At 63.4% G+C, this 16,603-nt stretch carries 14 protein-coding genes; 6 read left to right on the top strand and 8 right to left on the bottom strand.

Features of this window, described 5'->3' with window-relative positions; all coding sequences use genetic code 11:
- Positions 1 to 8: 8 nt before the first annotated feature.
- From JAB4_RS13395 to JAB4_RS13385, 3 genes are read right to left on the bottom strand one after another with little or no spacing between them, the layout of a single operon-like run.
- A complete protein-coding gene (locus JAB4_RS13395; protein WP_070218101.1) occupies positions 9 to 1,472 on the bottom strand; it encodes an ATP-binding protein in 1,464 nt (487 codons plus the stop codon).
- Positions 1,465 to 2,178, bottom strand: a complete 714-nt coding sequence (locus JAB4_RS13390; protein ID WP_070218103.1) for a response regulator transcription factor — start codon at positions 2,176 to 2,178, stop codon at positions 1,465 to 1,467. The genes JAB4_RS13395 and JAB4_RS13390 overlap by 8 nt, the downstream gene beginning before the upstream one ends.
- A complete protein-coding gene (locus JAB4_RS13385; protein ID WP_227742149.1) occupies positions 2,153 to 3,481 on the bottom strand; it encodes an ABC transporter substrate-binding protein in 1,329 nt (442 codons plus the stop codon). Before JAB4_RS13385 ends, JAB4_RS13390 begins: the two co-directional genes overlap by 26 nt.
- A 355-nt stretch (positions 3,482 to 3,836) precedes the next feature.
- Between JAB4_RS13385 and JAB4_RS13380 the strand changes: the two genes are divergently transcribed.
- The 6 genes from JAB4_RS13380 to JAB4_RS13355 all read left to right on the top strand — a co-directional run bounded on the left by JAB4_RS13380 (position 3,837) and on the right by JAB4_RS13355 (position 10,569).
- The gene (locus JAB4_RS13380; RefSeq protein ID WP_070218104.1) at positions 3,837 to 5,099 is read left to right on the top strand and encodes an ABC transporter substrate-binding protein; all 1,263 of its coding nucleotides are present in this window, start codon (positions 3,837 to 3,839) and stop codon (positions 5,097 to 5,099) included.
- Between the two features lie 111 nt (positions 5,100 to 5,210).
- Complete coding sequence (locus tag JAB4_RS13375) at positions 5,211 to 6,125, top strand: sugar ABC transporter permease (protein ID WP_070218123.1); 915 nt, start codon at positions 5,211 to 5,213, stop codon at positions 6,123 to 6,125.
- An 8-nt stretch (positions 6,126 to 6,133) separates the two neighbouring features.
- Positions 6,134 to 6,973 (top strand): carbohydrate ABC transporter permease, encoded by an 840-nt coding sequence (locus tag JAB4_RS13370; protein WP_070218105.1) that lies wholly within the window; start codon positions 6,134 to 6,136, stop codon positions 6,971 to 6,973.
- Positions 6,974 to 6,983: 10 nt separating this feature from the next.
- A complete protein-coding gene (gene ugpC, locus JAB4_RS13365) occupies positions 6,984 to 8,117 on the top strand; it encodes a sn-glycerol-3-phosphate ABC transporter ATP-binding protein UgpC (protein WP_070218106.1) in 1,134 nt (377 codons plus the stop codon).
- A 94-nt stretch (positions 8,118 to 8,211) separates the two neighbouring features.
- On the top strand, positions 8,212 to 9,447 hold the full coding sequence (locus JAB4_RS13360) for a carbohydrate porin (protein ID WP_070218107.1): 1,236 nt from the start codon (positions 8,212 to 8,214) through the stop codon (positions 9,445 to 9,447).
- 99 nt (positions 9,448 to 9,546) lie between these two features.
- Positions 9,547 to 10,569 carry a ParB/Srx family N-terminal domain-containing protein gene (locus JAB4_RS13355; protein ID WP_139143656.1) on the top strand — a complete coding sequence of 341 codons (1,023 nt, stop codon included), beginning with the start codon at positions 9,547 to 9,549 and terminating at the stop codon, positions 10,567 to 10,569.
- A gap of 72 nt (positions 10,570 to 10,641) precedes the next feature.
- Here the strand turns inward: JAB4_RS13355 and ugpC (JAB4_RS13350) are convergent, their stop codons facing one another.
- The 5 genes from ugpC (JAB4_RS13350) to JAB4_RS13330 form a co-directional block, all read right to left on the bottom strand.
- Positions 10,642 to 11,751: a sn-glycerol-3-phosphate ABC transporter ATP-binding protein UgpC gene (ugpC, locus tag JAB4_RS13350; RefSeq protein WP_070218108.1), complete on the bottom strand. Its 1,110-nt coding sequence runs from the start codon at positions 11,749 to 11,751 to the stop codon at positions 10,642 to 10,644.
- A 9-nt stretch (positions 11,752 to 11,760) separates the two neighbouring features.
- The gene (locus JAB4_RS13345; RefSeq protein ID WP_034777933.1) at positions 11,761 to 12,630 is read right to left on the bottom strand and encodes a carbohydrate ABC transporter permease; all 870 of its coding nucleotides are present in this window, start codon (positions 12,628 to 12,630) and stop codon (positions 11,761 to 11,763) included.
- Positions 12,627 to 13,511 (bottom strand): sugar ABC transporter permease, encoded by an 885-nt coding sequence (locus JAB4_RS13340; protein ID WP_034777935.1) that lies wholly within the window; start codon positions 13,509 to 13,511, stop codon positions 12,627 to 12,629. Before JAB4_RS13340 ends, JAB4_RS13345 begins: the two co-directional genes overlap by 4 nt.
- Positions 13,512 to 13,625: 114 nt before the next feature.
- Complete coding sequence (locus JAB4_RS13335) at positions 13,626 to 14,879, bottom strand: ABC transporter substrate-binding protein (protein ID WP_070218110.1); 1,254 nt, start codon at positions 14,877 to 14,879, stop codon at positions 13,626 to 13,628.
- 243 nt (positions 14,880 to 15,122) lie between these two features.
- On the bottom strand, positions 15,123 to 16,409 hold the full coding sequence (locus JAB4_RS13330) for a carbohydrate porin (RefSeq protein ID WP_083287142.1): 1,287 nt from the start codon (positions 16,407 to 16,409) through the stop codon (positions 15,123 to 15,125).
- Between the last annotated feature and the right edge of the window lie 194 nt (positions 16,410 to 16,603).

The raw sequence follows: 16,603 nt of genomic DNA, 5'->3' as shown, positions 1-16,603 counted from the left end.
CCGGCGCCTTACTGCGCCGGCAGGCGGATGGTCGCTTCCAGGCCGCCCTCGCGGTGGTTGGCCAGGCTCAGCTCGCCACCGTGGGCCTGCACGATGCTGCGCGCAATACCGAGCCCCAGCCCCATGCCGTGCGCATTCTGCTCGCGGCCATGTTCCAGGCGCACATAGGGCTGGAACAGGCTGGCGAACGCCTCTTCGGCCACGCCGGGGCCGTCGTCGCGGATGCGGATGACGATGTGCTCGCCTTCGCGGCGCGCGGACAGGTGCGCCGTCTTGCCGTAAAACAAGGCATTGTCGAGCAAGTTGCCGATGGCGCGCTTGAGCGCCAGGGGCTTGGCCGTCACGCTCAGGCCCGTCTCCACGTAATGCACTTCGTGGCCGGCCAGTTGGGCGCCGCGCACCATGCGCTGCAGCAAGGCGTCGAGCCGCACCTCGGTGGCATTTTCATGGATGTCGCTATCCTTCACGCATTGCAGCGCCCCCTTGACCATCATGTCCAGCTCGTCGAGGTCGTCGTGGAATTCATTGCGCTGCACATCGTCGTCGAGCAGTTCCGTGCGCAGTTTCAAACGCGTGATGGGCGTGCGCAGGTCGTGCGAAATCGACACGAACAGGCGTTCGCGGTCTTCCAGATAACGCTGGATGCGCTCGCGCATGGCGCCAAAGGCGCGCGCCGTCTGCACGAACTCGCGGCTGCCCGTCTGCGGCAGGGGCGGCGGCGTCTCGCCGCGGCCAAAGGCCTCGGCCGCATCCGACAGGGCCGCCAGCGGCCGCGTGGTCCAGCGCACGACTAGGATGGACAGCAACAGCACGGCCGCCAGCGACAGCGCCTGCAGCAGTACCCGGTCCAGGGTCCAAGGGTTGCTGCTTTGCAAGAAATATGGATTCGGCATCAGCGCCGCCAGGTACAGCCAGTTGCCTGGTTCCAGTTCGGCCTGGATCACCAGCACGGGGGCCGGATTCGGTTTCAGCAGCAAGATATGCTGGACCCAGTTTTCCGGCAAGTCGCCGATGCGCGCGCCGCTGTCGGCCACCACCAGGTCGGCCGGCCAGGCGAAGCCCACGCGGTAGCCGGCCAGCTGCGGCAAGTCGCTCTTCAGCGCCGCACCCACGGTCGCCACCACCGTGTCGGCCAGTGCGTGCGGTGCGATTTCGCGGATGGCCAGCGGGCCCTGGTTGACGTTGACAAAGAAGCGCGTGCCGCCCATCTCGCGGAATTGCTGGATCAGGATGGGCCGGTAATTGGCGGGCAGGCTGAGAAAGAAGCGGATGGTGCTGCTGGCGCTGCGGGCCAGGTGCTGCGAAGCCATGCGCGCTTCCACGGCCGAGTCGCGGCGCAGTTGCGCGGCCCAGATCAGGTTACCCACCAGTTGCGTGGCCAGCACGCCCGCCACCATCACGACGGACAGGCGGCCCAGCAGCGATGGCGGCAGCAGGCGCTCGAGCAGGCGGCGCGCGCCCCGCTCAGGCATGCGCACTGCTCACGTCGGCCGAAAACACATAGCCGGCGCCGCGCACCGTCTTGATCAGCACGGGTTGCTTGCCATCATCCTTCAGGCGCAGCCGCAGCCGGCTCACCTGCACGTCGAGCGAGCGGTCGAGCGGCCCCGCGTCGCGCCCCCGCGTCTGTTCGCACAGCACGCTGCGGTCGAGGATATCGCCCGGATGCTCGACAAAATAGCGCAGCAGCTGGAAATCGAGGCCCGTCAGTTGCAGCGCTTCGCCATCGGCATCCGTCACCGTGCGTTCCAGCGTGTCGAGCGTGAATCCCACGAAGCGGTAGTAGCGGGGCGGCGCGGCCGCGTCGATGCCCGTGCGGCGGTGGATGGCCTTGATGCGCGCCAGCAATTCACGCGGACTGTAGGGCTTGGCGATGTAGTCGTCGGCGCCCAGCTCCAGGCCCACCACCCGGTCCGTCTCGTCGGAGCTGGCCGTCAGCATGATGATGGGCACGTTCGAGCGGGCGCGCACTACCTTGCACAGGGCAAAGCCGTCCGTGTCGGGCAGCATCACGTCGAGAATCACCAGCGACAGGCTGTCGACGTGGCGGTGGAATTCGGCCAGGAAGGTGGCGCCATCGTGCGCCAGTCCCACCTCGTACTGATTCTTTTCCAAATATGCCTTCAACAGCATGCGGGTCTTTTGATCGTCGTCAACGACCAGAATTTTGCGTGACATGGTCTCGTCCTTTTTTATTCAGCGCCTGCAACATGCTGCCGATGCGGCGCTGGGCGTCGGCCGCGCTGATCGTCTCGTCCAGGAAATAGCGGTGCACCTCGGCGATGATGGCGTCCTTGCTGGTTTCATCGGTGGCCATGCGGTGCACGAGGCTGGGCGCCTGGAAGGCGGCGCCGCGCGCGAACGCCTGCGCCGAAGCGCGCCCACAGCTGTCCAGGCGCGACAGATCGGCCTGGCGCAAGGCGGGAATCGAACCCTTTACCTGGCTGTACTCGAGCTGCACGGACGGCGAAGCGACCACCTGCGCCAGCTTTTCCTGCGCGCCCTGGTGCGTGTAATCCGAAGCGAACATGGCCAGCGTATCGATGCTGTACAGGTGATAATCGCCCGTGTCGGGCGCCGCAGCGCAGCCGAAGACCTCGTCCGTGGCGCGGCCCCAGGCGTTCAGCTCGCCCTTTGCCCAGTCGCCCATGATATACATGGCCGCCTCGCCATCACCGACCTGGCGCGCCATCTCGGGCCAGCTCTGTTCGCGCAGCGGCGCCGCCATCCATTGCTTGAGCGACCTCAAGCGCTGCAAGGCGTGCCGCAGGCGGGGGTCCGCATACGCCTCGGCTTTCTTGTCGACAAACAGGGCGCGGTAGTAGGCAGGTCCCGATTCGGCCAGCACCAGCGTCTCGAACAGGGTGGCCACTTGCCACGCCTCGCTGCTTTGCGCCAGCGGCGTGATGCCGGCCTGACGCAGCGTGGCGGCCACGCGCTCGAAGTCGCTCCAGCTGCGCGGCACGGCCAGGCCCAGGCGCTGGAAAATCTTGCGGTTGTAAAACAGCGTATTGATGCGGTGGATGCCGGCCGGCACGCCCATCGTATGGCCGCGGTTCTGCAGCAGGCCCCACACGGTCGGATACATGGTCGCGCGCCAGTTGTTGCTGGCGGCAACGCTGTCGAGCTGCAGCAGCAGGCCCAGGTCGCTCCACTCGCCCAGGGTGTAGCCGATCAGCTGCATGACTTCCGGCGAATTGCCGGCCAGCACGCGGCTCTTCAGCACCTTGCCCGCGCCGACGCCGGCGCCGCCCGCGATACCCGCGTCGCGCCACTCGACGCCTTCCTGCGCCAGGCGCGCCACCAGCACGTCGGCCGCGCGGCGCTCGCCGGTCGAGGTCCACCAGTGCAGCACTTGCAGCGGCTCGGCCCGCACGGGCACGCCGGTCCACATCAGTGAGAGCAGTGCCAGTGCCGCCACGCCGCGACGGCGGGCGGCCCCGGCATGGCGGTCGGCGGTGCTGCGCGGTGGCGTCTTCAATGCTGTCCCCTTGTTCTTGTCGCGACAAACTATAGCCCAACTACAAAACAGCAGGTTGGTAATTTAGTCACCTGATTTGTAAAGAAACGTGAGCTTTTGTTGCGCCATCTTGCACGGCGCCCGGGGCGTCCCGCCCGCCCGACGCCCCGCATGGCGCGCCACGGCAGCGGCCAATGGTAAGGAAAGGTAAGCGAGCGCCCCTGCACATTTCAATATTATCCTTTTAAATCAACAAGATAAGAAACGATCGCCAGCGCAATGCGGGCTGCTGGCGTCACATTTCCCCCGATGCTACTGTCCGCCAACTGCAGCGTATCAGGCAGCCAAACAAGACCAACACCAACAAGGAGACATCATGCGATTGCATGCACAAGGCGGCGTGGCCGCGCGCAACACATTGCTGGCCCTGCTGCTGGCCAGCGGCACGGCGCAAGCGGGCACGCTCACCATCGAAAGCTGGCGCGTGGACGACAAGACTCTGTGGGAAACGGTACTCATCCCCGCCTTCCAGAAAAAGCATCCTGGCATCGAGATCAAGTTCTCGCCCACGGCCCCCACCGAATACGATTCCACGCTGAACGCGCGCCTGAGCGGCGGCACGGCCGGCGACTTGCTCGCTTGCCGCCCGTTCGACGTCTCGCTGGCCCTGTACAAGCGGGGCCAGCTGGAAAAGCTCGACGGCAAGGCCGGCATGGAGAATTTTCCCGCCTCGGCCAAGGTGGCGTGGCAGACGGACGATGGCAAGGACACCTTCTGCATGCCGATCGCCTCCGTCATGCATGGTTTCCTGTACAACAAGAAAATCTTCCGCGAACTGAAACTGCAGCCGCCCGCCACGGAAGAGGAATTCTTCAAGGTGCTCGAAACGGTCAAGAAGAGCGGCAAGTATGCGCCGCTGGCGCTGGGCACGGCCGACCAGTGGGAAGGGAACCAGGTGGTGTTTACCAGCATCGGCGCCAATTACTGGAAGGGCGAAGATGGCCGCAAGGCGCTGATCGCGGGCAAGGCCAGGTTTACCGATCCGCAATTCGTCGCCGCCTGGGAATATGAAGCCCGGCTGGGCAGCTATCTGTCCAAGGGCGCCAGCGCGCAAACCTATGGCGACAGCCAGAACCAGTTCGCGCTGGGCAAGGCCGCCATCTATCCGTCCGGCTCCTGGGACATCGCCTACTTCAAGCAGGACCCGGAGCTGGAACTGGGCGCCTTCAACCCGCCCGTGCGCAAGGCCGGTGACAAGTGCTATATCTCCGACCACACGGACATCGGCATGAGCGTCAACAAGAAGTCGAAGAACAAGGAAGACGCCTACAAATTCCTCGCCTGGCTCGGTTCGCAGGAATTCGCCGATATCTACACCAACAAGGTGACGGGCTTCTTTTCGCTGTCGAACCACCTGATCTCCATCAAGGACCCGCTGGCCAAGCAGATGAACGGCTGGCGCGCCAGTTGCGCCTCGACCATCCGCCTGAACGCGCAAATCCTCAACCGGGGCGAACCGAGCATGGAAAACGAGCTGTGGAACGTCAACGCCCAGGTCCTGAACGGCAAGCTGGCGCCGAAAGACGCGGCGCGTCAGATCCAGGCCGGCTTTGCCAAGTGGTACAAGCCGCAGCAGTAATCCCCCTATCCTCCCCCCGCAACCGGCCTGAGCAATGCGATGCAGCGGCCCGGTGGCGCGGTTTTGCCGGCGGCCCCGCCGCCGGTGCTTTTATTCGTCTGGAGTTTCGCCGTGAAGAAAGCTTTCCCGTGGCACGTGGCCGTGTTCCTGGCGCCGGCGCTGATCATCTACTCGCTGTTCAGCGCCCTGCCCCTGGCCGATACCCTGCGCCTGGGCCTGTACACGACCGATGAGGGCGGCCGCCATCATTTTGCCGGTCTGGCCAATTACGCCACCATCCTGTTCGACCCGCAATGGTCGCAAAGTTTCTGGAATGCAATGTGGAACAACTGCAAGTTTTTTCTCATCCACATGCTGCTGCAAAATCCCATCGGCCTGCTGCTGGCCACCCTCTTCAGCCTCAAGGGATTAAAAGGCGAGCGCAGCTACCGCACCCTGATCTTCCTGCCCACCTTATTGTCCGTGGTGATCATCGGCTTCATCTGGCAGCTGATCCTGTCGCCGCTGTGGGGCGTGGGCCAGTCGCTGATGGATGGTGTGGGCATCGGCAGCTATTTCGCGCCATGGCTGGGCCAGGAATCGACGGCCCTGCTGACCATCGCGCTCATTTCTGTTTGGCAATACATCGGCATTCCCATGATGCTGATCTATGCGGCCCTGCTGGCCGTGCCCGAGGAAATCATCGAGGCGGCCCACGCGGAAGGCGCCAGCGCCATGCGCATCTTCTGGCAAATCAAGCTGCCGCTGATCTGGCCCACCCTGGGACTGGTGACCATCCTGACGTTTGTCGCCAACTTCAATGCCTTCGACCTCGTGTACTCCGTGAAAGGCGCGCTGGCGGGGCCGAACTACGCCACCGACATCCTCGGCACCTTCTTCTACCGCACCTTCTTCGGTTACCAGGCCCAGCTGGGCAGTCCCACCATGGGCGCTGCCGTGGCCACCATGATGTTCCTCGTCATCCTCGTGGGCGTGGGCGTGTATTTCTTTTTCGTGCAGCGCAAGCTGACACGCTACGAACTGTAAGGGCCGCCATGCGCAACGTTTCCACCCGCCCCCTGGGCCGCGCCGCCGTGCACGTGATCCTGGCCGGCTACACCCTGATCGCGCTGTTCCCCATCGTCTTGATCCTGATCAACTCAGTCAAGACGCGGGCCGCCATCTTCGACAATCCGCTGGCCCTGCCCACGCCCGCCACCTTTTCCCTCGTGGGCTTTCACAAGGTGCTGGCCAATTCGGACTTCCTGCTGTATTTCGGCAACAGCCTGTTCGTCACCCTGCTGTCGCTGCTGCTGATCGTGCTGTTCGGCGCCATGGCGGCCTGGGCACTGTCCGAATACACGTTCACGGGCAACCGCCTGCTGACCCTGTACCTGGCGCTGGGCATCATGATCCCCATCCGCCTGGGCACGGTGTCCATCCTGGAACTGGTGGTGCGGCTCGACCTGATCAACACCCTGACGGCGCTGGTGCTCGTGTACACGGCGCAGGGCTTGCCGCTGGCCGTGATGATCCTGTCCGAATTCGTGCGCCAGGTGCCGCGCGAACTGAAGGATGCGGCGCGCTGCGACGGCGTGGGCGAATTCGCCATCTTCTTCCAGGTGATCCTGCCCCTGATCCGCCCCGCCATCGCCACGGTGGCCGTGTTCACCATGATTCCCGCCTGGAACGACCTGTGGTTCCCGCTGATCCTGGCGCCGTCGGACCGCACCAAGACCGTCACCCTGGGCGTACAGCAATTCATCGGGCAATACGTGACCGACTGGAACTCCGTGCTGGCGGCGCTGTCGCTGGCCGTCATTCCCGTGCTCGTCATGTACGTCATTTTCTCTCGTCAACTGATCCGCGGCCTGACGTCCGGCGCGGTCAAATAATAGGTGCACCATGGCCCATGTAAGCCTGCAACAACTGAGCAAATCCTACGACGGCCGCACGAACGTGCTGGCCGGCATCGACCTCGACATCCGCGACGGTGAATTCGTCGTGCTGGTGGGCCCTTCCGGCTGCGGCAAATCGACCTTGCTGCGCATGCTGTGCGGTCTGGAAAGCATTTCGCACGGCACCCTCTCCATCGGCGGCAAGGTCGTCAACGACTTGCCGCCCGCCGAGCGAGGCATCGCCATGGTCTTCCAGAGCTATGCGCTGTATCCGCACATGAGCGTGCTCCGCAACATGGCGTTCGGCCTGAAGATCGCCGGCGCCGGCAAGGATGACATCGCCCGGCGCGTGCGCCACGCGGCCGCCATCCTGAAGATCGACCACCTGCTCGAACGCCTGCCGCGCGAGCTGTCGGGCGGCCAGCGCCAGAGGGTGGCCATCGGCCGCGCCATCGTGCGCGAACCGCAGCTGTTCCTGTTCGACGAGCCGCTGTCGAACCTCGACGCGGCCCTGCGCGTGCAGACGCGGCTGGAAATCGCCAAGCTGCACCGCCAGCTGAACGCCACCATCGTGTATGTGACGCACGACCAGGTCGAGGCGATGACCCTGGGCGACAAGATCGTCGTCATGCATGGCGGCCATATCCAGCAGGCCGGCACGCCGCTGGAGCTGTACCAGCAGCCGGCGAACCGCTTCGTGGCCGGCTTCATCGGCGCGCCCATGATGAATTTCTTCGAGGGCACAGTCATTGCGGCCGAGGAAGATGGCGTGCGCGTGGCCCTGGCCAGCGGCCAGGAAATCACGGCCCTCGTCGATCCGGCCGGCCTGCAGGCGGGCGACGCCGTCACGGCGGGCCTGCGGGCCGAACATATCCTGGAAAACGGCGGCGGCAGCGCCCGCTTCCAGGGCGTCGTCAGCCTGGTGGAACACCTGGGCGAAGCCAACTTCATCTACCTGAGCCTGGACAACGGCCAGGAACTGGTGATACGCGGCGACGGCAACAACCGCGTGCCGCTGGGCCAGCCATTCACCGTCTCGGCCGCCAGCAGCGCCTTCCACCTGTTCGACGCGCAGGGCGTGGCGCGCACGCGGCGCCAGCCCGGCAACCTGATTTCCTCGAAACAGAATCTGGCCGCCTGAGCCTTTCCGCCCAGGCAGCCCCCCCGATTGGATCGGCAGCGATCCGGTAGACGACGTGCCCAAGCACGCATTTTAATAACGACAAGGAGATTGTATGCAACACCCGATCAAGACCTCGCTGGCCCTCGCCTGCACCATGCTGCTGGCCTGCGGCGCCGCCCACGCCAGCGATGCCGAAGGCGAATACCATGGCTACTTCCGCGCGGGCCTCGGCTCGAGCACGGACAGCCGCGGCCCGCAAAGCTGCTACGGCCTGGGCGGCAACACCATGCGCTACCGGCTCGGCAACGAATGCGACACCTATGGCGAATTCGAATACCAGAAGGAAATGGCCAAGTCGCCCAACGGCGTCAGCTTCGTCGGCCATATCATGGTGGCAGCCTACACGCCCAGCTCCGCCGTCAGCGATTCGGACCTGAGCATGTCGAAGATGTACGTGGAAGCGAAAAACATACCCACGCTCAACGGCGGCACGGCCTGGATCGGCAAGCGCTACTACATGCGTCCCGACATTCACATGCTGGACTTGCAATATATCAATATGAACGGCACGGGCGGCGGCATCGACCAGTACAAGCTGGGACCGGGCCGCATCAGCTATGGCTTCTTCAAGGATAACGACAAGCCCGGCAACTCGGCCATCCGGCAAAACCTCGTCTATCAGGGCATCCCCGTCAACCAGGATGGCACGCTGGAAGTGCTGACCACCCTCATCACGCCCGACAAGAAGGACAGCACCTCGCACAGCGGCTGGCAGGCCACCGTGCTGCACAAGCAGGATAAAGTGTGGGGCGGCGCCAACACCTTCGGCATCCAGTACGGCGTGGGGCCGGGCACGGGCGCCGGCGGCCAGTGCTGCGACCGCATGGGCACCACGGGCTCGATCCGCAACGGCAGCGACGTGACGCGCCTGCGCATCTTCAATTCGCTGTGGATACAGCCGACTCCCGAATGGAGCGCGGAAATGGTGGCCATCGTGCAGCGCGACAAGTCCAACGTCTCGGGCGGCAGCTCGACCTGGACCACCGTGGGCGTGCGCCCCGTGTATGCCGTCAACGACAACTTCAAGCTGCAGTTCGAGCTGGGCACGGACCGCGTGACCTCGCCCACGGGCGGCGCCGCCCAGCGCCTGACCAAGCTGACCTTCGCGCCCACCCTGACGGCGGGCAAGGGTTACTGGTCGCGTCCCGAGTTGCGCGCCTTCGTCACCTACGGCAAATGGAACGACGCCGCCACGGCCGCCGTCAACAAGGCCAACGAGTCCGGTCCCGTATACGGCAACGCCACCAGCGGCACCTCGTTCGGCCTGCAAGTGGAGACGTGGTTTTAAGAAACTGGCTTGATCTGGCGCAGTGCATGCGCCTGTCGGACTGTGCGAAATCGCGTGCCGCGCTATGCTGCACGCCATACCGCTCACTTCGGAGGTCGCATGCACGCCGCATTCCCCCGGGCCGCCGCCGCGCTGGCCCTGTCTTTCGCCAGCATGGCATGGTCCCGCGATGCCGCCGTCGCGCCCGCCCTCAGCGCGCGCCAGCAGGCGCTGATGTCCACCGTGGCGGGCAGCGCCGCCCATCCGCGCATCCTGCAGGTGCGCCTCGATGAACTGCATCCGACCCAACCGGCCATCGGCTACGACCAGGTGTACTACAAGCTGGGACGCTATGCGGCCGAAGAAAAGCACATCGCGGACATCGCCAAGCCCAGGAAATTTGCCGACCTGTGCGAGGCCAATGGCCAGGGCGACGTCTTGCCCGGCACGGCCAACGTGGCCGGCGCCACCCTGGCCGCGCCGCCGGCCGGCTACCGCTGCAAGGCGGCCGTGGGCAGTCGCCCGGACGACATGAAGACCGTCGTCATCGGCCCGCGCGGCATCGTGTACCTGACCGATGGCCACCACACGTTTTCCGCCTTCCGGGAAGCCGATGGCGGACGCAATCAGCAATTGCAGGTCTGGGTCAAGGTCAGCGACAATTTCAGCGCGCTGGACGACGCGGCCTTCTGGACCCGCATGCGCGCAGAAAACAAGGTCTGGCTGAAGAACGGCCGCAACCAGGCCATCACGCCGCAGCAGCTGCCGCCCGCCATCGGTCTCGCATCGCTGGGCGACGACCCGTACCGCTCGCTCGTCTATTTTACGCGCGGGATCGGCTACGAGCCGCCAGAGCACGCCACGGAATTTCTCGAGTTTTACTGGGCCGACTGGCTGCGCCGCATGCCCGCGCTGGACCTGGCGCGTGTCGACCTGCGCGATCCGGTCGCGTATGCCAATGCGATCCTGCTGGCCGCGCAGGCAATGGCGGCGCTGCGGCCCGGCGACAGCGTCAGCGGCGGCAAGAGCGCGCGCGAACTGGGCGCCCTGCGGGAAGTCAACGGGGAAGCGTTCGATGAGCTGATCGGCGAAAAGGGCAAGCTGCGCCACGCCATCGCCTATAAAAAATCGCTGGCGCAATAAGCGCGGCGGCGTAAACGACAACGGCCCGCCTGTCACCTGGACAAGCGGGCCGTTTTTCATGGCAGGTGGCGCTTACGCGATACGCTCGCCGTTGGCCGGGTCGAACAGGGCCGCTTTCGACAGGTTGAACGACAGCTGCATGGTCTGCCCCGGCAGCACCGCTTCGCGCGGATGCGTGCGGCAAGTCACGGCGGCGCCGTTCAGGCGCGTCGTCAGCAAGGTATCGGGACCGGTCGGCTCGACGAGGTCGATCAGGCAACCGAGTTCCTGGCCCACGTCGCCGTGCGCGCTGCTCATGTCCGTGATCTGCTCCGGGCGCACGCCCAGGATCACGTCGCGGCCCGCATAGCTGCGCAGCTTGTCGGCGGCGAACGGCAGCGCCAGGCGCATGCTCTTGCCCGCGTTCTCGATGGCGACAAACACGTCGTTGCCCTCGATGACAGGCTTGACGGTGATGAAGTTCATCGACGGCGAGCCGATGAAACCGGCCACGAACAGATTCGCCGGGTTGTCGTAGATTTCCTGCGGCGTGCCCAGTTGCTGCACCACCCCATCCTTCATGACGGCGATCAGGTCGCCCATCGTCATCGCCTCGATCTGGTCATGCGTGACGTAGACGATGGTGGCTTTCAGGCGCTGGTGCAGCAGCTTGATCTCGGCGCGCATTTCCACGCGCAGCTTGGCGTCCAGGTTCGACAGCGGTTCGTCGAACAGGAACAGCGAGGGCTTGCGCGAGATGGCGCGGCCCATGGCCACGCGCTGACGCTGGCCGCCCGACAGCTGCGCCGGGCGGCGGTCCAGCAAGTGCGTGATCTGCAGCGTTTCGGCCACGCGCGAGACGATTTCTTCCTGCTCCGCCTTCGGTACCTTTTTCACGTTCAGGCCGAACGCGATGTTTTCGCGTACCGTCATCGACGGGTACAGCGCGTAGGACTGGAACACCATGGCGATGTCGCGGTCCTTCGGCGGCAGGTCGTTGACCACCTTGCCGTCGATGAGGATTTCGCCCGAGGTGACGCTTTCCAGGCCGGCCACCATGTTGAGCAGGGTCGACTTGCCGGAGCCGGAGCCGCCGACGAGGATCAGGAACTGGCCATCCTTGATCTCGATGTCGATGCCCTTGAGGACTTCGACGCCATTCGTGTACACCTTGCGGATGCTGCGTATCGATAAACTGGACATATTCTTTCCTTAACCTTTGACTGCGCCTGCGGTCAGACCGCGCACAAAATAACGGCCTGCGACCAGATAGACCAGCAGGGTCGGCAGCGCGGCAATCACCGCGGCGGCCATGTTGACGTTGTATTCCTTCACGCCCGTGGACGTGTTGACCAGGTTGTTCAAGCCCACCGTGATCGGCTGCGAATCGCCGCTGGCGAAGACGATGCCGAACAGGAAGTCGTTCCAGATCTGCGTGAATTGCCAGATGATGCAGACGACGAAAATCGGACCCGAAATCGGCAGCACGATCTTGCGGAAGATCAGGAAGAAGCCGGCGCCGTCGATGCGCGCCGCCTTGATCAGTTCTTCCGGCACGCCGATGTAGTAGTTGCGGAAGAACAGGGTCGTGAAGGCCGTGCCGTACACCACGTGCACGAAAACGAGGCCGGTCGTCGTATTGGCCAGGCCGAATTCGCCGAGCAAACGCGCCATCGGCAGGATCACCACCTGGAATGGAATGAAGCAGCCCACCAGCAAGGCGGCGAACAGGATTTCCGAACCGCGGAAGCGCCAGTGCGCGAACACATAGCCGTTGAAGGCGCCCAGGAAGGTCGAGATCAGCACGGCGGGAATCACCATCTTGATCGAGTTCCAGAAGAACGGCTGCATGCCGTCGCAGGTGACGCCCGTGCAGGCCGAAGACCAGGCCTTGGACCAGGAATCGAACTGCCACACGTGCGGCAGCGCCAGCAGGTTGCCGCTGCGGATCTCGTCGAGCGACTTGAACGACGTCGACAGGGTCACGTACAGGGGCACGATGTAGTACACCGCGAACAAAATCAGCAGCAGGTATACCACCACCCGTCCGAGGGTGAGGCGATTATTGCGGGTAGGTGTCATCTCATCGCCTTTGCGCTGCGCGTTTCCAGGTACATCAGCGGCACGAGCACGGCCACGATGGTGGCCAGCATCATCATTGCCGATGCCGAGCCCAGGCCCAGCTGGCCGCGGGTGAAGGAAAACTGGTACATGAAGATGGCCGGCACGGACGACGAATTGCCAGGTCCGCCAGCCGTCAGTGCGATGACCAGGTCGAAGCTCTTGATGGCGATATGCGCCAGGATCAGCAGCACGCTGAAGAACACGGGACGCATGGCGGGAATCACGATGCGCCAGTAGATCGTCGGCAGGGACGCGCCGTCGACTTGCGCCGCCTTGATGATTTCATCGTCGATGCCGCGCAGGCCGGCCAGGAACAGGGCCATGACAAAGCCCGACGACTGCCATACGCCGGCGATCACCACCGTGTAGATGGCCATGTCGGAGTTCACCAGCCAGTCGAAGGTAAACGAGGTCCAGCCCCAGTCGTGCATGACCTTTTCCAGGCCCAGGCTGGGATTGAGCATCCATTTCCAGGCCGTGCCGGTGACGATGAAGGACAGCGCCATCGGATACAGATAGATGGCGCGCAGCGCGCCTTCGGCGCGGATTTTCTGGTCCAGCAGGATGGCCAGGAACAGGCCGATGGCGATGCTGCAACCGATGAACAGGACACCGAAGATGCCGAGGTTCTTGAGCGAGGTCCACCAGCGCTCGTTGTCGAACAGCTCGTAATATTGCACCAGGCCGGCGAACTCGTAGTTCGGCATCAGCCGCGATTCGGTCAGCGACAGCCAACCGGTCAAAAAGATAAAACCATAGACGAATACCAAGCTGGCGATGAGCGTGGGGCCCAGCACCATCTGCGGTATCCATCGGTCGAATTGCTTGCGTATGGACATAGGACAGCCGTAGAAGTAGAACTGCGTGTGGCGCCGGCCTGGCCGAAGCCAGGGCGGACGCCTGCGATGCATGCGATGCAGCGGGCGCCGGCGGGAGTGCCGGCGCCGTCGTGATTACTTCACTTTTGCCGCTTTGGCCAGCGCTGCGACCGCGTCTTTCGAGCTCATGTTGGTGTTCATGAACTTGGCGATGACGTCGGTCACGGCGCCTTGCGTGGCCGATGGCAGCGCCATGCCGTGGGCGAACGATGGCACCAGGCCGCCGGTCTTGTTGGTGGCGTCCATGTCTTCCATCGATTTCAGCGCGCAAGCGTCAAACTTGTCCTTCGATACGCCGGAACGCACGGGGATGGAACCCTTGTTCAGGTTGAAAATCGACTGGAACTTCGGATTCATGATGGCATTGGCCAGGGCGATCTGCCCTTTCTTCGCATTCGCATCCTTTTGCGTGAACATGGCAAACGAATCGATGTTGAAGGTGTAGGCCTTGTCCGTGCCAGGCGCTGCCACGCACAGGTAGTCCTTGCCCGGCACCTTGCCGGCGGCCGTGAACTCGCCCTTGGCCCAGTCGCCCATGAACTGGAAGCCGGCCTTGTTGTTGATGACCATGGCGGTCGCCAGGTTCCAGTCGCGGCCTGCCGCATCCTTGTCGATGTAGGTCTTCACCTTGCCCAGGGTGTCGAACACCTTGAGCATGGTCGGGCCGGTCAATTCCTTCTGGTCCAGCTTGAGGATGGCTTTCTTGTAGAACTCCGTGCCGCCCACGCCCAGCGCGACCGATTCAAACACGGTGGCGTCCTGCCAAGGCTGGCCGCCGTGGGCGATCGCGATGCCGCCCGATTTCTTGATCTTCTCGGCCGCGTCGAAGAACGCATCCCAGGTGGTCGGGGTGGTGGCCACGCCGGCTTTTTTCAGCACTTCCGGATTGACCCACATCCAGTTGACGCGGTGGACGTTGACGGGAGCGGCAACATAGTGGCCCTTGTATTTCATGATATCGGCGACGACTTTCGGCAGCACGGCATCCCATTTGCCTGCAATGGCGGCATCATCGATATTGGCCAGCACGCCTTCGGCGCCCCACTCCTGGATCGATGGGCCCTTGATCTGCGCAGCCGTCGGCGGGTTGCCGGAAATGACGCGGGTTTTCAGCGCGGTCGCGGCGTTTTCGCCAGCGCCGCCGGCCACGGCGAAATCTTTCCAGCCGAAGCCGCTTTCCTTCACGATTTGCTGCAACTGGCCCACGGACTTCGCTTCGCCGCCGGAGGTCCAGTAGTGCAACACTTCCACGTCGGTCGCAAACGCGCTGCCGGCAAATGCCAGGGTGGTCAATGCGGCCAGTTGGGTAATCTTGAATTTCAGTTTCATCTCCACATTCCTTTTTTGATCAAGCTTTTAGGGGGCTTCGGCATACGGGGCCGAAAAAGGTGAAATCTGCGCCTGTACCGGCGCTCTTGTGCTCAGACCCGCTTGCAAACGGGCATCATCTTGGTGTAAAGACGGCGCCGCGATCCATGACATGACTACATTGCATTTATATCACGGGACGGCGCCAAAAACGCATCCGCGAAGGATGCGCCAGGTTGATCGAGACTGACAACGCCTGCAAACTTAGAACCAGGTTTCCACCTGGAAACCGTAGGAGGTGCCGCTGGTATTGTTGTTGTAGATCGGGCCGCCGTTGTTCGACGCATTGACCGAGGCGGTGGCCGCATCGTTCCATTTGCCGTAGGTCACGAAAGCGCGCAACTCGGGACGCGACCACAGGCCGGGACCGGCCGAGATCGTCGGGGCGATGGTCAGCTTGGTCAGGCGCTTGGCCGGCAGGCCGCCCGCTTGCGTCACGCGGTCCGTGCCCAGTTCGCCCACCAGCTTGAAGTTGTTGGTGAACGCGTACACGGGACGCACGCCGACCGAGGTCCAGGTCGACGAACCGTTGGCGTTCGATTCGTCTTTTTGCCACAGGGCGACGAATTCCATGCCGAAGTTGGCCATCGGCTGGATCGCCATGTCATTGAAGATGCGCGTGCGTTTCACGTCCGAACCGAAATTGGTGTCGCCCGACGCGCCAAACTGCGCGCCCTTGCCGGTGCCAGGACCGACGCCGTACTGCACGCCGAAGGTATTGCCGCCGCCGAACACTTTCGCCTGGCGGTGGAAGGCCGACAACTGCCAGCCATTGTGCTTCTGGCCGTAAGCGTCGTTGTCCTTGCCTTCGCCGATGATGTAGGTCGCGGCCAGGTCCAGGGTGCCGTTTTCATTGACGGGAATCTCGCCGTAGATGAAGTTCTGGCGCACGGCCGATTTGGTGCTGACGACGCCGGTCTTCGACACGGTGTTGATGTCGTTGTCCTTGAAGAAGGCGTACGAGAATTTACCGGGGCCCGCAGGAATGCGGTCCAGGCCGGCGCCCGTGCCGTTCATGTTGATGTACTGCAAGTCCAGCATGTGGATGTCAGGACGGTAGTAGAAGCGCTTGCCGATCCAGGCCGTGCCGCCGTTCAGGAAATCGAGTCCCTGTGCTTCGACATAGGCCTTGACGATGCCCAGTTTGTTGTCGCCGAAATCCGAGTTGGGCGCGTAAGCGTTGACCCAGATGGTGGCCAGGTAGTTCACGCCGCCGGACTGGGCGACGGACTTGGTGTAGCCGAATTCCGTGTAGGCGTCGCACTCATTGCCCAGACGATATTTCATGGTATTGCCGCCCAGACCGAAGCAGCCTTGCGAACCGCCGCCGCCCGAGGTATTGCTGCCGGCGCCGGCGCGCAGGTAGCCATGAAAGCCTTCGGAATCGGATGGGTACATAGGGTCGGCGGCAGCGGAACCGCTGGCGATGGCCAAAACGATGGCAGCTGGCAGTGTCTTCAACACGGCCTTCAACATGTTGCGATGCAGCATGGTAAGTCTCCTCAGTAGTTATTTTTTATCTAGTCATTCGTGGCCGAATGTACTGGCCAGAATTCTTTCCAGCAGGGACATAGTAACTATACTACGAACAAATATCAACATATTATGTTGTAATCCTACGACTAGTCTGCGACACTTTATTTGCGTACCGACAGGCGAGTTGACTGGCCTGTTTTTTCCGCTGG

The sequence above is a fragment of the Janthinobacterium sp. HH102 genome (genome assembly GCF_001758625.2).
Classification (GTDB): Bacteria; Pseudomonadota; Gammaproteobacteria; order Burkholderiales; family Burkholderiaceae_D; genus Janthinobacterium.
Note: the sequence above shows the minus strand (reverse complement) of the source record. Positions and strands in the feature narration are given on the sequence as shown.

What these genes read in the sequence shown, in the direction of transcription:
- JAB4_RS13395 (WP_070218101.1), bottom strand. Translation starts at nt 1,472, where the DNA reads ATGCCTGAGCGGGGCGCGCGCCGCCTGCTCGAGCGCCTGCTGCCGCCA.
- JAB4_RS13390 (WP_070218103.1), bottom strand. Translation starts at nt 2,178, where the DNA reads ATGTCACGCAAAATTCTGGTCGTTGACGACGATCAAAAGACCCGCATG.
- JAB4_RS13380 (WP_070218104.1), top strand. Translation starts at nt 3,837, where the DNA reads ATGCGATTGCATGCACAAGGCGGCGTGGCCGCGCGCAACACATTGCTG.
- JAB4_RS13370 (WP_070218105.1), top strand. Translation starts at nt 6,134, where the DNA reads ATGCGCAACGTTTCCACCCGCCCCCTGGGCCGCGCCGCCGTGCACGTG.
- ugpC (WP_070218106.1), top strand. Translation starts at nt 6,984, where the DNA reads ATGGCCCATGTAAGCCTGCAACAACTGAGCAAATCCTACGACGGCCGC.
- JAB4_RS13360 (WP_070218107.1), top strand. Translation starts at nt 8,212, where the DNA reads ATGCAACACCCGATCAAGACCTCGCTGGCCCTCGCCTGCACCATGCTG.
- JAB4_RS13355 (WP_139143656.1), top strand. Translation starts at nt 9,547, where the DNA reads ATGCACGCCGCATTCCCCCGGGCCGCCGCCGCGCTGGCCCTGTCTTTC.
- ugpC (WP_070218108.1), bottom strand. Translation starts at nt 11,751, where the DNA reads ATGTCCAGTTTATCGATACGCAGCATCCGCAAGGTGTACACGAATGGC.
- JAB4_RS13345 (WP_034777933.1), bottom strand. Translation starts at nt 12,630, where the DNA reads ATGACACCTACCCGCAATAATCGCCTCACCCTCGGACGGGTGGTGGTA.
- JAB4_RS13340 (WP_034777935.1), bottom strand. Translation starts at nt 13,511, where the DNA reads ATGTCCATACGCAAGCAATTCGACCGATGGATACCGCAGATGGTGCTG.
- JAB4_RS13335 (WP_070218110.1), bottom strand. Translation starts at nt 14,879, where the DNA reads ATGAAACTGAAATTCAAGATTACCCAACTGGCCGCATTGACCACCCTG.
- JAB4_RS13330 (WP_083287142.1), bottom strand. Translation starts at nt 16,409, where the DNA reads ATGCTGCATCGCAACATGTTGAAGGCCGTGTTGAAGACACTGCCAGCT.